Annotated in this window: 15 protein-coding genes; 12 read left to right on the top strand and 3 right to left on the bottom strand. The window is 60.9% G+C overall.

Annotated elements, in window-relative coordinates:
* Positions 1-851: T6SS immunity protein Tli4 family protein (locus AC3A35_RS21320; RefSeq protein ID WP_487438359.1), on the top strand; the 851-nt coding region annotated here is incomplete at its 5' end.
* A gap of 164 nt (positions 852-1,015) precedes the next feature.
* A complete protein-coding gene (locus AC3A35_RS21315; protein ID WP_487438358.1) occupies positions 1,016-1,453 on the top strand; it encodes a hypothetical protein in 438 nt (145 codons plus the stop codon).
* Between the two features lie 37 nt (positions 1,454-1,490).
* On the opposite strand, the gene AC3A35_RS21310 is transcribed toward AC3A35_RS21315, so the two are convergent.
* Both AC3A35_RS21310 and AC3A35_RS21305 read right to left on the bottom strand, forming a co-directional pair.
* On the bottom strand, positions 1,491-1,895 hold the full coding sequence (locus AC3A35_RS21310) for an H-NS histone family protein (RefSeq protein WP_487438357.1): 405 nt from the start codon (positions 1,893-1,895) through the stop codon (positions 1,491-1,493).
* A 206-nt stretch (positions 1,896-2,101) separates the two neighbouring features.
* Positions 2,102-2,650, bottom strand: coding sequence for a GNAT family N-acetyltransferase (locus AC3A35_RS21305; RefSeq protein ID WP_487438356.1), 549 nt, complete (start codon positions 2,648-2,650; stop codon positions 2,102-2,104).
* A 149-nt stretch (positions 2,651-2,799) separates the two neighbouring features.
* On the opposite strand from AC3A35_RS21305, the gene dtd reads away from it, so the two are divergent.
* The 3 genes from dtd (at position 2,800) to AC3A35_RS21290 (ending at position 4,097) form a co-directional block, all read left to right on the top strand.
* Positions 2,800-3,252, top strand: a complete 453-nt coding sequence (dtd, locus tag AC3A35_RS21300) for a D-aminoacyl-tRNA deacylase (protein WP_487438355.1) — start codon at positions 2,800-2,802, stop codon at positions 3,250-3,252.
* A complete protein-coding gene (locus tag AC3A35_RS21295) occupies positions 3,249-3,638 on the top strand; it encodes a cupin domain-containing protein (RefSeq protein ID WP_487438354.1) in 390 nt (129 codons plus the stop codon). The genes dtd and AC3A35_RS21295 overlap by 4 nt, the downstream gene beginning before the upstream one ends.
* 273 nt (positions 3,639-3,911) lie before the next feature.
* The gene (locus AC3A35_RS21290; RefSeq protein ID WP_487438353.1) at positions 3,912-4,097 is read left to right on the top strand and encodes a hypothetical protein; all 186 of its coding nucleotides are present in this window, start codon (positions 3,912-3,914) and stop codon (positions 4,095-4,097) included.
* 232 nt (positions 4,098-4,329) lie between these two features.
* On the opposite strand, the gene gcvA is transcribed toward AC3A35_RS21290, so the two are convergent.
* Positions 4,330-5,316: a transcriptional regulator GcvA gene (gene gcvA, locus AC3A35_RS21285; protein ID WP_487438352.1), complete on the bottom strand. Its 987-nt coding sequence runs from the start codon at positions 5,314-5,316 to the stop codon at positions 4,330-4,332.
* Between the two features lie 80 nt (positions 5,317-5,396).
* Between gcvA and AC3A35_RS21280 the strand changes: the two genes are divergently transcribed.
* Genes AC3A35_RS21280 through AC3A35_RS21250 form a run of 7 tightly spaced genes read left to right on the top strand, consistent with a single transcriptional unit; the run spans position 5,397 to position 12,471 of the window.
* Positions 5,397-6,932 (top strand): sugar ABC transporter ATP-binding protein, encoded by a 1,536-nt coding sequence (locus AC3A35_RS21280; protein ID WP_487438351.1) that lies wholly within the window; start codon positions 5,397-5,399, stop codon positions 6,930-6,932.
* On the top strand, positions 6,919-7,887 hold the full coding sequence (locus AC3A35_RS21275) for an ABC transporter permease (protein WP_487438350.1): 969 nt from the start codon (positions 6,919-6,921) through the stop codon (positions 7,885-7,887). Before AC3A35_RS21280 ends, AC3A35_RS21275 begins: the two co-directional genes overlap by 14 nt.
* On the top strand, positions 7,884-8,882 hold the full coding sequence (locus AC3A35_RS21270; RefSeq protein ID WP_487438349.1) for an ABC transporter permease: 999 nt from the start codon (positions 7,884-7,886) through the stop codon (positions 8,880-8,882). Before AC3A35_RS21275 ends, AC3A35_RS21270 begins: the two co-directional genes overlap by 4 nt.
* A 28-nt stretch (positions 8,883-8,910) precedes the next feature.
* Positions 8,911-9,867: a TMAO reductase system protein TorT gene (locus AC3A35_RS21265; protein ID WP_487438348.1), complete on the top strand. Its 957-nt coding sequence runs from the start codon at positions 8,911-8,913 to the stop codon at positions 9,865-9,867.
* A gap of 48 nt (positions 9,868-9,915) precedes the next feature.
* A complete protein-coding gene (locus AC3A35_RS21260) occupies positions 9,916-10,791 on the top strand; it encodes a polysaccharide deacetylase family protein (RefSeq protein WP_487438347.1) in 876 nt (291 codons plus the stop codon).
* Positions 10,792-10,834: 43 nt separating this feature from the next.
* Complete coding sequence (locus AC3A35_RS21255) at positions 10,835-11,653, top strand: aspartate dehydrogenase (protein WP_487438345.1); 819 nt, start codon at positions 10,835-10,837, stop codon at positions 11,651-11,653.
* Positions 11,654-11,685: 32 nt separating this feature from the next.
* Positions 11,686-12,471 carry an SDR family oxidoreductase gene (locus tag AC3A35_RS21250; protein WP_487438344.1) on the top strand — a complete coding sequence of 262 codons (786 nt, stop codon included), beginning with the start codon at positions 11,686-11,688 and terminating at the stop codon, positions 12,469-12,471.
* Positions 12,472-12,490: the final 19 nt, after the last annotated feature.

Here is a 12,490-nt window from a genome sequence, read left to right as displayed (position 1 = left end):
GACTCGAATCCGTTTTTGAGCGTCTTCAATCGCGCCTGCTCTCCGGACTGCGTGCCCGCAGTGCCACCGAAATCCCCTCCGACCCCGGCCTGTGCATCCAACATGGCTTCATCGCCACCGATGGCAGCGAGCGGGCGTCAGAGGACTCGAAGATCTTCCTACGTCTCGAACGCTGGCCGGACCTGAGCCTGTCAGTGAAAAGTTCGACCATACACAAGGCCGAGCCGTCCCTCCTCGAGCGGATCAGGAGCGCGGAGGTACCGGAGGAATATGTCCCGCTGCTGCGGCACATCAAGACCGTCCGTGAAGGTCGGCATGATGTGGACGACTACACGGGTGAGGAGTCGCTTGAAATGGTGCCGACGGAGGAGGGGCACAAGCGCCATAGCTTCCGTTGGGAGTCTCACTTCGAGTTGAACGACCCGTTCCGGCCGATGCTGGTGGTGGAACTTGCCACCGGACGGCGCGCCGGCTGGGTGGGCAAGCGCCCCGCGATCAGCGAGCAGGACGCGGTCGAGCTCTTCGACGCGGTGGTCAACTCCATCCGCCTGCGCCCGACCACGCCGGCCAAACCGCTGACCGCACCCAAGGCCGCCCTCGGCACGCCGCTGGCGACCGGGCGCGCCTGTCCGCAGAGCGGGGTGTGGCAGGCGGAAGAGGGCGAGCGCCGCTTCCTCCGTGAAGGCGACACCATGCCGGCCATTCAGGTAGCGGGCAAACCCTCGCTCCTCGATCGGCTGCGGGGCGAGCGGGCGCCCGAGCGGCGCGCAACGATGTGGACACTGGTGGCCTTTGAGCCCGACTCCAGCCCAGGTTCCGAGCCCGCATCCGGCGATACCACACCCACCTGAACGCCTTCGACGACGATCCGGCATGAGTCCGGATTTTTTGCAGCAGGTACGGCAAAACTTGTCCGCGCACAATTTCGCCTCAGGGCGACGTGGGTAGCATCCGGAACTGCTCGACGTTCTTCCGGAGAAGCCCGATGTCTTCAAAGTCTTTCATCTTTGCAGTGATGATGGTCGCGCTGACCAATGCGGCACCGCTATCGGCGGAGGAGGGCGCTCGTCCGTCATCGACGCCGCCGTCAGCGGCCGAGGCCCGCCGGCCCGCCGATGCACCCCTGCGGGCGGGCATGGAGGCGGTGCGGAGCACCATCGCGACGCGGCTGGCGGCGGCCGATGGCAAGGCCTTGCAAGAGGCCGAGTTCGTGAGCCTTGCCGATACAATCGATCGGCAGATCAACGACATCGTCGCCGGACGCGACTTTCACATGCCCGACGGGCGCTATCTGCAATGGTTGCTGGGCGACCTGAGCGACGGCGCGACGCTGATGCGCACCGCGCCGCGCGCACCGGGAAAGCGCCTGGGGCTGATGAAGGTGGTGGAATCGCTGAACCTGTATGGCAGGGCGTTCAACCATCCCGGCTGGCAGAGCATTTCGTACCAATAGCCGGGCGGGCATCACCCGGTCGGCATGTTCCGGGGGGTCAGCGCGGCGCGCGCGAGCGTGCGTTGAATTTTTCCGCCGCGTTGGCCAGCCCATCCAGAGTGCCGCCATTGGCGAGCCACGCGTCAATCCAGGCGGGGCGACGGCCGCGCCCCGACCAGCTGATGCTCAGATTGTTCGGGTTGCGGTACTTCGCCGGGAGCGGACGCTTTGCGGGGGCGTCGGCGCGCCTCGCGCGTGCCATTCCCATCGCCTTCTTGTCTGCGGGTCGGGTGGCGACCGTTTCAAGGCGGAGGTCATCGAGCGACATCCCGGCTTCCTGCGCCAGTGCGCGCATGCGCCGGAGCAGATCGAGCCGGGATTCCGACTGCCGCCGGTCGAGTTCCCTCGCAATTCGGGTATTGAGTTGATGCAGCTGGGGGAGCGTGTAGTCGCTTAGATTCATATTGTGTGTTCGTCGTGTCGGGGTGGCGTCTGGTGCTCCGGCACACAAACCGGCCGGTGTTCCCGAGAATATCACCTTAGTAATATCGTCGGCGACGCTGCCCGTGTTCGATGCCGTGAACGCGAATTCGGGGCTCCGACCTGCAAACGTGCGCGGCGTTCGTTCTCGCCCCGTCGCCGGGGCCGGGAGCCCGCGAAAACGCCGTGTCAGCTCGCCAGCGCGTCGAACTCGGGCTGGTACCGGAGATCGGCGGCCTGTACCGGAACCGCCGACAGCGGCGCGATCAACAGATGGCCCGGCGACACGTCGAACGGAGCTCTGACGCCGAATTCGCCGGCCGGGCGGAATCCGAATCGCGGGTAAAAATCCTTGCGCCCGAGCACGATCGCGGCAATGTACGACTGCTCGCGCAGGTACTGCAGCCCCTCGCGCACCAGAGCACTGCCCACGCCGCGGCGCTGGTAGCCGGGGAGCACCGCCATGGGGGCGAGCACGGCGAGTCGTTGGGCCGCGCCGAGCATCTCGGTGAACAGCAGATGGCCGATCACCTTGCCGTTCACGCACGCCACCAGTGACAGCATGAACTTGGCGTTCTCGCGCAGTGCATCGACCAGCGCCGCTTCGGTCTCCCGTCCGAAGACCTTGCGGTTCAGCTCGCGAATGGCCGGCGCGTCGGATGGAACCTCGACCCGGATCATCAGATCGAGTGGTGGCGCATCGGCGCCGGGATGGCGTACAGCGTCGGCTATCGGCATCTTCAGGGCTTTCCTCCGGGCTAAGCCGAAAGTTTAGCTGACCTCGTCCCGCCGGTGGCGAGCATTCCTGCACGCTTGCCCGGCAGAAGGCGCGGCGGTAAGGTCGCGCTCTGGTCGCAAGGCGGCGTTCAAGAACGGGAAGGAAGCTGATGCTGGCACTGGTGCAGCGCGTATCGGAAGCGCATGTCGTCGTAGACGGGCAGACCACGGGCCGAATCGGCCAGGGCCTGCTGGTGCTGCTGTGCGCCGAGCGCGGCGACAGTGCGGCCGAACGCGAACGCCTGCTGGCAAAACTGCTCAAGCTGCGCATCTTCTCCGACGACGCGGGAAAGATGAACCGTTCGGTGCAGGACGTGGGCGGCGGTCTGCTCATCGTCAGCCAGTTCACCCTGACCGCCGACACCTCGGCCGGCAACCGCCCCAGCTTCACCGCCGCCGCCGCACCCGACGACGGCCGCCGCCTGTACGACGACTTCGTGCGGCGCGCCCGCGAACTGCACCCCGAGGTACAAACGGGCGAATTCGCCGCCATGATGCAGGTCCACCTGGTCAATGACGGCCCGGTCACCATCCCGCTTCGCATCGCGCCACCCGCCCCATGAAGTTTCAGCCCTATGCCAGCGTGCCCGCCTACCGCACCAAGGACGGCTCCGAAATCCGCGAACTGATGCACCCGTCCGTGCATGGTAACCGTGCGCAGTCATTGGCCGAGGCGACGATTCCGGCCGGCACGCGCACGATCCTCCACCTGCACCATCTCACCGAAGAGCTGTACCACGTCACCGCGGGCGAAGGCCGCATGACGCTTGGGGCTGAGACCTTCGCCGTCGGCATGGGCGACACCGTGTGCATCCCGCCCGGTACACCGCACTGCATCGAGGCCATCGGCGCGGACGCGCTGCGCCTGCTGTGCTGCTGTTCGCCGGCGTACAGTCATGAGGACACGATGTTGCTGGTCAACGGGGCAGAGACAGCGGGCCGGCCATAGCCGAAAAAATGCGGCATGGTCGCCCCAGAATCACTGCGGCAAATCGCTTTGATGTCCCTCCAACTCGGCGACAATACTCTGAACAACCGACGCGAACATGTTTCCGGTAGCGGACAAAGTGCCAGCCACTGCCCCGAATCGAGAGCCCTGCATCAATGCCAATAGCGAGGACGGGCCGGGTATTATTGAGGCGAGAAATATTGTCGTGGAATATAGCAGCAGTAGTTTCATGTCCATATAGACGCGCTCTCTTGTCTGCTGTGAAATCAATATTTGGCCGATCTTTATTTGGCGCAGATTGCACAATATAACCTCAATGCAATTACGCGACAATTAAACGACCGCTCGCGTAAGTGTCCCGGATTTGAAACACCGGTAGTCGGCCCCAAGCGCGGTGATGGCATGCGGGTCATCTCCTTCATCAACGAAGGTCCGGTGATTCGCGAGATTCGCGACTAGCTGGGCGAGGCGAGCTCGGCTCCAACTCTGGCGCCAGCGCGATCTGCCGCTTTGGGCGTTGCCGATGGCTGGCTCCCCCGAATGGGAAACCGATTCGCAGGCCTGGCGGACACCGGACTACGAATTCGACCAGAACGTCGCCTAATAGGGGCCAAGATCAAGACAAGGGACGGGGCTTGTCGGGCGAAGCGCGCGGCGATACCCCCTTTGGAGGCGTCGAATTTCCTATCCTTCAGGGCTGCGCCACTTCCGAGAGCAACCATTCCCGGAACGCCGATATTGCGCGGTCCTTAGTGCGTTCCTTCTTGTACATCAGATAGTAGTCCCCCTCGCTCGGCACACGCTCGGCGACAGGAACAATCAGACGCCCATACTGGATGTCCTCTTTCACCAGGATATCTGGCACCAATGCCACTCCCTTGCCGTCTATTGCGGCACGTACCGACATAAAGAAATGCCCGAAATGCAGGGCGCGAGCAGCTGGCCGGTATGGCACGTTTAACGCTGCAAACCAGTCCTCCCACGCATGTGCGCGTGAATCCGTATGAATGAGTGGGATGCGCACCAAGGCGGCGGGATTCGCCGGATCTTTCTCCTCCAGCAGCTCTGGCCGACAAACCGGTACCAGCACGTCAGGAAACAGCTTTTCGGAGACAATACCGGACCAGTCATTCGTCATTACCAGATCAATCCTGGGCGCATGACCTTTCAAGCGCTGCGTCGGCAATTTGCCGACGCGTATGGCCACGTCTATCTTGTCCCGCTCAAACGCCACAGGCTCAATAGACGTCACCAACCGTACCTCCACGTTCTGATGTTGCTGCGTAAAGCGCACCAGCCGAGGCATCAGCCAAGTCGAAGCCAGCGTCGGCAGGATGTTGAGCGTCAAGCCCCGGGTTGGCTTGATTTTGGCGAGTGTGCGTGAAGTCGCTTCTATTTGATCGAACGATGTTCCGACCGAACTGAACAGGAGCGTTCCCTCCTCCGTCAATTCGATTTCGCGGGTCAGACGGTTAAAGAGCTTTAACCGGTAGTGCTCCTCCAGAGTGCGGATGTGCTTGCTGATGGCACTTTGCGTGACACAAAGCTCGTCGGCCGCCAGCGTAAAACTCATGTGACGGGCAGCAGCCTCGAAAGCCCGAAGGGCGATCAATGGGGGGAGAGTGCGTTTCATAAAAAAAGTATAGCACCGCGCAACAAGCACATAACTCTGACTCATGCGTCAGTCGCCATAAGTCGGTTGTCCGATACCCTCCCGTGGCCGAAGATCGATTCACAAGAAAACGATACGGAGGCGACGTGGAGACAACAACCGCTGCACTACTGACCGCGAGCAAACTATCCAAGCGCTTTGGCGCGACCTGTGCGCTGCATAGTGCGGACATGACCGTCAGGGCCGGGCAGGTCCATGCACTGATGGGTGAAAACGGTGCAGGCAAGAGCACATTCGTGAAAATGCTGGTTGGAGCGCTGCAGCCGGATTCCGGATCGATCGAACTGATGGGCACACCAGTGGCGTTTCGGTCAGTCCGCGACGCCATTGCTGCCGGAATCATTCCCGTCTACCAGCATTCCACCTTATTCCCCGATATGACGGTAGAGCAGAATCTGCATGCCTTCGACCTTGCCCGACAAAATGCAGTCTGGAGGCACGCGCCGTCGGTCTCATTGCGCACCTACCTGGACACAGCGGAGCGCATCGGCGTAAGAGCGCGCCCGGACCAGCTGGTTAGCCAGCTCACGCTGGCCGAACGCCAGCTGCTGGAAATCACGCGAGGCGTCGCCCGCCAGTGCAAGTTGCTCTTGCTGGATGAACCGACGGCCGCACTCAACGCAAGTGAAGCCGAACGCCTGTTTTCTGTGATTGCCGACCTAAGGCGCGACGGAAAGGGCATTATTTTCATCAGCCATAAGCTCAATGAAATTACCCGCATCTGTGACGTGGTCACAGTCCTGCGCGACGGCCACACCGTCATCGCCGCGGCACCGGCGAACGCCCTGTCACACCGCGAGATTGTCGAGGCGATGGTCGGGCCGGTCGCGCATCGTACAGCGCGCATGCTGCCCCCGGTCGGTCCTGTCCGGCTTCAGGTATCAGCCCTGGAGTGCACGAACTGGTTCAAGAACATTTCATTGACGGTCGGCCGCGGCGAAATTATCGGCATCGCTGGCCTGATCGGATCAGGGGCCAACGAAGTCGGCGAAGCGATTGGCGGCGCCCGGGCGCCCAGCGCGGGATCAATTCAGGTGGACGGTGGAGAAATCACCGACACCTCGCGGCGAAAGTTCAAGGACGCCGGAATCGGTATCGTGCCGGCCGATCGCACCGCAGATGGGATCTTCCCCGGACTGAGCTGTGCAATTAACGCTTCCTCCTCGGCCTATTCGTCCATCGCGGTCGGCCCATTCCTGTCAAGCCGCTCCGAAATTGCAGCTTCCACGAATCTGTTTGACCAGCTTCGAGTAAAGCCGCGCGATCCCGGTGCAGATATTGGCGCGCTGAGCGGCGGGAATCAGCAAAAACTGCTGATCATTCGAAACCTCCTGCTACCCGATCTCAAGGTACTGGTCGTACTCGAGCCGACTCGCGGAGTCGACGTACACGCGCGCGACGCCATTCATGACGCCATTCTTGCTGCCGCCAGTCGAGGAATCTCGGTGGTAATTGCATCTAGCGATATCGAAGAGGTATTGGCGTTGTCGCACCGGATATGTGTCATGCGCGAAGGGCGGCTTGCCAGCACCTTCCCACGCGGCACCAATCCCGCGGAGATCCTTGCCTGCATTAGCGGCGACACCTTCGCAACGTCGGAGGCCGATCATGCACATATTTAGACACTGGCCGGCTTCGTCATGGGTTCTTGTCGCGCTGCTTCTTGTCTGCCTGCTCACCGTGCCGCGCTTTGCCTCTGCTGCGAACTTCGTCAATCTGGCAATGGTATCGACGACCTTATTGTTGGTGGCAATCGGACAAGGCGTAGTGATCGTGGTTCGCGGACTGGATTTTTCAATCGGGTCCGGCGTGGCGCTGTTCAGCGTGGCAACCGTTCTGAGTGCGCCAGGCTTAGGTGTTATTGCCGGGATGGCGATCGGCTTTCTGGCGGTACTGGCACTTGGTCTGTTGAATGGCGCACTGATCGGCTATCTCAGGCTCCCCGCCTTTCTGGTGACGCTGGGCGCCATGATCGCGGTCCACGGCCTTTGCAGCGTGCTGGTCGGCGGCATCCCGCTGGAAGCTCCGACCGGTCTCAACTTGTCGGGGCTGGTACAAACCGAGTGGCTAGGGGTTCCGGTGCCGATCTGGCTCGCAGTAGCGGCATTCCTGGTGATGCAGATTGTCATGCGAGCAACGATATTTGGTCGCCAATGCTATCTGATCGGCAGCAACCCGGAAGCGGCACGCTTGGTGGGCATTCCTGTCTCCCTGCGCACTACTCAAGCCTACCTGATCAATGCGGCACTGGTGGCGCTCGCCGGTGCCATCCTGACCTCGCGTCTCGGCTCCGGCCAGCCCAACCTGTATCCCGAGTTGCCATTTGAAGCGATTGCAGCCTGCGCCATTGGCGGGATTCCGCTGACAGGTGGGCGCGGCGGCCCGCTCAATGCAGTGATCGGCGTCTTCATTCTCGCCATCTTCGTGAATGCACTGGTGCTGCTCAACTTCCCTAGCTACGTTCAAAACGCGCTTCTTGGCGTCTTCATTATCGGCTCTGTGATTGTCCAGCGTTGGGGTTCGCAGGTCATGTCCGCCTCCCGACTCAAGGAATTGCAAACCGGAGCGCCACAATGAATAGTGAAATACTCGCGATGACCCGGAAGGACCAACGTGCGCTGGGTGCATTGCCGCAATGGACACTGCCGGACATCCGCCATGTAACCGGACCGGTCGCCCTATTCCTGCTGGTCGCGACAATGGCCGCGATTTCCCCGGGATTCTTGAGTGCCAGCAATTTCATCAACATTCTTTCCCAGGGCACGGTCTTGTACCTACTGGCTCTTGGACAGATGCTGGTGATCATCACACGCGGCTTTGATATCTCGGTCGGGGCTGTCGCTGCACTGGCTTCAGTTGTCACCGCACAGGCGGTCGCTCCACTGGGCGAAGTCAACGCGATCATCGCCGGAGTGGCTGCAGCATGTGCAGTGGGTGCGTTGAACGGCTATCTGATTACGTGCCAGGGCCTACAGCCGATCGTCGTCACCCTTGGCACCGCGCTGGTCGCACGCGGCGTCGGAGCGGGACTGATGGAGAACACCAATGTCATGCCGCTCGGGAACGACAGCATCCTGATCACCTTGGCTTACTCCGCCTTCCTGGGCTTGCCTTTGCTGGTCTGGATCGCATCCGCGCTTGCCTTACTGGCGTGGGTGATTACCAAGTGGCTGCCGTTGGGCCGCTGGCTCTACATGCTAGGGGGAAATCCTGACGCGGCGACCCTGGTTGGAGCGCCGGTACTTAGCGCTGGCATTACCGCCTATGCACTGTCCGGAACATTTGCCGGCCTGGCCGGCATGTTCCTGCTCGCTCGTAGCGGGTCCGCATTTGCCATCGAAGGCGCGGGGATGGAACTTCAGGCGATTGCGGCCTGCGTCATCGGCGGCATCGCGCTCTCTGGCGGCAGAGGCTCGGTGTGGCAGGCGTTGGTCGGCGCCTTCTTTATCCAGGCCCTGCTTAACGGGCTCAATTTGCTGGGGTCCTCCCCCTTCATGTCGGAAATTGTATTGGGAGCAGTAATTGTGTTGGCGGGTGCGCTCGACTACATCGCACGGAAACTCAAGAAATGAAACCCATCCTTCAGCAGGAGAAATCAGAATGAAAAGCGTCTTTCTTGCCTCACTCATGACCTTGAATGCCGCAATGGCGAGTCCCACCGGGGCTCAGGAGAAGCTGACGATCGGCTACACGACGCCAGACATGTCATCGTCTTTCTGGATATCCATGACGTACGGGGTTGAGCAGGAAGCAAAGGCGCTCGGGGTGCAATTGGTCAAGCTGAATGCCGGTGGCGACGCCAACGTCAATACCCAGATCTCGCAAATTCAGGACATGATTCAACGAAAGGTCGACGCCATCGTCGTCGGGGCCACCCATGGTAATGGCGTCAAACCCATTGTCGAAAGAGCCATTCAGCAGGGCATTCCGGTCGTGGGGCTGTCCAGCATTCCGAACGCAACCGGCCTCGCATCGAAAGTGAGTGCAGACCACTATGACATGGGCCGCCTGCAAGCACAGTGCATGGGTAAAGCACTCGGCGGGAGCGGATCTGTTGTACTCATCTCCCAGCAGCAGGGCCAGACCTGGGCAGACGAACGGCGCCGTGGTTTTATCGAAACCATTGCAAAGGACTTCCCGGAGATACAGGTCACCGCTGATTCGCGCAAGCCGGTCACACGCAATGGCGCCATCAATCTGGTCGGGGACTGGCTGCTTCGCTTTCCCAAAGTAAACGGCATCTATAACGCCATTGACGATACGGCTGCCGGTGCCTGGCTAGCAGTAAAAGCGGCCAAAAAACAGAGCGCGGTCAAGATCACTGCATCGAATCTGAGCCCTACGGCCCAGCAGATGCTGAAGGATGATGAACTGGTCTGTGTGTCGGCCCAGCAGATCGTCACCCAGGGCCGCGAGGCATTGCGTCAGGCCGTACTGGCGGCGCGCAAGCAACCGACCACCGCTGTGATCGAGACGCCGTCGCTGATGGTGACCAAAGATGCGCTCGGCTCGCTCGACCTTAGCCAGCTCGCTGCGCCGGCCGAGTACCGTCCTTAACGTCACGCGATATATCGCCTGCCAAGTTCACTGTGAAAGGATCACACGATGCTTAACTCACACAATCGCTTTCCCTATTCTCCTATTGTCGGGCGTCCCGACTTTACCTGGCCCGAAGGAAAACGTCTTGCCGTCCATCTTTGCCTGAATCTTGAGCACTTTGCATACAACGAAGGGCTCGGTCTTTCGTATTCGCCAGGCATTCCCCATCCGAACACCTATAACTGGGCGTGGAGAGAGTACGGGAACCGGGTCGGCGTATGGCGAATTATCGCCCTGTGCGACGCCCTCGGGCTGCCGTTGTCGGTACTGCTGAACTCGGAGTGCTACGCACACTGCCCACAAGTCATCGCAGCCCTCCGCGCACGGGGTGATGAAATCGTCGGCCATGGCCGCACGAATTCGGAGCACCAGAATAACTTCAGTGAAGAAGACGAGCGCGTCCTCATTCAGGACGTAAGCGATGCGATCTCCAGGCATGAGGGCAAGGCGCCGCGCGGATGGTTAAGCCCGGGCGTCAACCCCAGCAATGTGACACCGGACCTTTTGCAGGAAGCGGGATACACCTATGTCCTCGACTGGCCGATGGACGATCAACCGGTCTGGATAAAGACCCGCAACGGGCGCCTGCTAAGCGTTCCCTATCCGCACGAGGTCAATGACATCCCGGCGATTGCGTTGCACGACATGCCCGCCGACGGATTCGCCAACATGATCATCGACAACTTCGATGAACTGCTCGAGCAAAGCAGATCGCAATCCCTCGTCTTCGGAATTTCCATTCATGCATTCCTGATCGGACAACCCTACCGCCTGCGCCATTTCAGGCGTGCGATGGAGCACATTGCACGGCATCGGGACAAGATCTGGCTGACTACCACCGGCGGGGTCGCACAGCATTTCATCGAGCAAGTGCAGGAATAGCAGCGCGGTTTGAATTCCAAAAAATTGCAATGAGAAAGGAAGAATGATGTTGCGTGATAGAGAGCTGAAAGTTGGCATCGCTGGACTGGGTGCGGTAGGAAAGACCCTGGTTCGGCGTCTCGATGAAGGCGTGTTCGGTTTGCGACTCGGTGCAGTCGCTGTACGCGACAAGGCCAAGGCGGCGGCGACACTTGCGGAGCTGAAGAATCCGGTGCCGGTCGTCAGTCTCGCCGGCCTGGCCGAAGTATGCGACGTGGTCGTCGAATGCGCGCCAGCGGAGCTGGTAGCCGAAATTGCCGAGCCGGTTCTTCGGGCGGGAAAAACGCTTGTCCTGCTTAGCGTCGGGGCACTGCTTGATCGTATGGATCTGGTCGATCTTGCGCGTGAAAACGGCGGACAGATCATTGTGCCAACCGGCGCGCTTCTGGGGCTCGATGCGATGACGGCTGCAGCAGAGGGGCAGATCCACTCGGTGCGCATGATCACCCGCAAGCCGGTGCGCGGCTTGGTCGGAGCACCATTTCTGGTCGAGAACAACATCAACATCGACCAGATCACGTCGCCAATCCAGATCTTCTCCGGAAGCGCGCGCGAAGCGGCAAAGGGCTTTCCGGCGAACTTGAATGTTGTGGTCGCGTTGGCCCTCGCCGGAATCGGGCCCGATAAGACGCATCTTGAAATTTGGGCGGATCCGGCCCTGACGCGGAATACGCATGTAATCGAGGTCGATTCCGATGCAGCCTCGTTTTCCATGACGATCCAGAACATCCCGACAGAGAACCCGAAGACAGGCCGGATTACCGCCCAAAGCGTGCTCGCGGCCTTGCGTAAGTTGCGTAGCCCGATGCGGGTCGGCACATAAACGTCACCCCAATCTACAAAAATGGAGAAGGTATGAACTTGGATATAGCAGGTAAAACAGCGCTCGTGATGTCGGCCGGCGGCGGCCTCGGATCGGCAATCGCTTCGTCGCTGGCGGCGGAAGGCGTTACGGTCGCCATCTCCGACCAGAACCCGCAAGCGCTGGCAGACACGCTGCAGAAAATTCTGGCACAGGGTGGAAGGGCAGTCGCCTACACGGCAGACCTGGCGGATCTGGACAGTATCGACGCGATGCTGGAACGGGTACGTGACGCAGTAGGCTCGCCCGACATTCTTGTCAATAATTCCGGCGGCCCACCACCGTCAACCGCATCCAATGTTGCACCGGAGGTTTGGCGCAAGCAGTTCGACGCGATGGTCCTGTCACTCATGCATCTCACTGACCGGGTCCTGCCTGGAATGAAGGAAAAGAAATGGGGGCGCGTGATTACCAGCGCCTCATCCGGCGTAATCAGCCCGATCCCCAATCTTGGCATGTCGAACACCTTGCGCGCTGCACTGCTCGGCTGGTCGAAGACCCTGGCCAACGAAGTCGCCGGCAATGGCATCACCGTCAACGTGGTGCTGCCTGGCCGAGTTGCGACAGACCGCATCCGGGCACTGGACGAAGCGCGCGCCAGCCGGGACGGAAAGACCTATGAGCAGGTGGTTGCAGAGAGCACTCAGTCGATTCCGGTCGGGCGCTACGGGCGTCCTGATGAATATGGCGATGTGGTCGCCTTTCTCGCCAGTGCGCGTGCCTCCTTCGTCACGGGATCGGTGATCCGGGTTGACGGCGGAATGATCGCCAGCATTTGAACACCCTCAATCTCCCATG

This window comes from Azoarcus sp. Soil_N_20 (genome assembly GCF_057656155.1).
The sequence above is the reverse complement of the archived record's forward strand: the minus strand, read 5'-3'. Positions and strand labels throughout refer to the sequence as shown.

What these genes read in the sequence shown, in the direction of transcription:
- AC3A35_RS21260 (WP_487438347.1), top strand. Translation starts at nt 9,916, where the DNA reads ATGCTTAACTCACACAATCGCTTTCCCTATTCTCCTATTGTCGGGCGT.
- AC3A35_RS21270 (WP_487438349.1), top strand. Translation starts at nt 7,884, where the DNA reads ATGAATAGTGAAATACTCGCGATGACCCGGAAGGACCAACGTGCGCTG.
- AC3A35_RS21295 (WP_487438354.1), top strand. Translation starts at nt 3,249, where the DNA reads ATGAAGTTTCAGCCCTATGCCAGCGTGCCCGCCTACCGCACCAAGGAC.
- AC3A35_RS21255 (WP_487438345.1), top strand. Translation starts at nt 10,835, where the DNA reads ATGATGTTGCGTGATAGAGAGCTGAAAGTTGGCATCGCTGGACTGGGT.
- AC3A35_RS21275 (WP_487438350.1), top strand. Translation starts at nt 6,919, where the DNA reads ATGCACATATTTAGACACTGGCCGGCTTCGTCATGGGTTCTTGTCGCG.
- dtd (WP_487438355.1), top strand. Translation starts at nt 2,800, where the DNA reads ATGCTGGCACTGGTGCAGCGCGTATCGGAAGCGCATGTCGTCGTAGAC.
- AC3A35_RS21315 (WP_487438358.1), top strand. Translation starts at nt 1,016, where the DNA reads ATGATGGTCGCGCTGACCAATGCGGCACCGCTATCGGCGGAGGAGGGC.
- AC3A35_RS21310 (WP_487438357.1), bottom strand. Translation starts at nt 1,895, where the DNA reads ATGAATCTAAGCGACTACACGCTCCCCCAGCTGCATCAACTCAATACC.
- AC3A35_RS21305 (WP_487438356.1), bottom strand. Translation starts at nt 2,650, where the DNA reads ATGCCGATAGCCGACGCTGTACGCCATCCCGGCGCCGATGCGCCACCA.
- AC3A35_RS21265 (WP_487438348.1), top strand. Translation starts at nt 8,911, where the DNA reads ATGAAAAGCGTCTTTCTTGCCTCACTCATGACCTTGAATGCCGCAATG.
- gcvA (WP_487438352.1), bottom strand. Translation starts at nt 5,316, where the DNA reads ATGAGTCAGAGTTATGTGCTTGTTGCGCGGTGCTATACTTTTTTTATG.
- AC3A35_RS21250 (WP_487438344.1), top strand. Translation starts at nt 11,686, where the DNA reads ATGAACTTGGATATAGCAGGTAAAACAGCGCTCGTGATGTCGGCCGGC.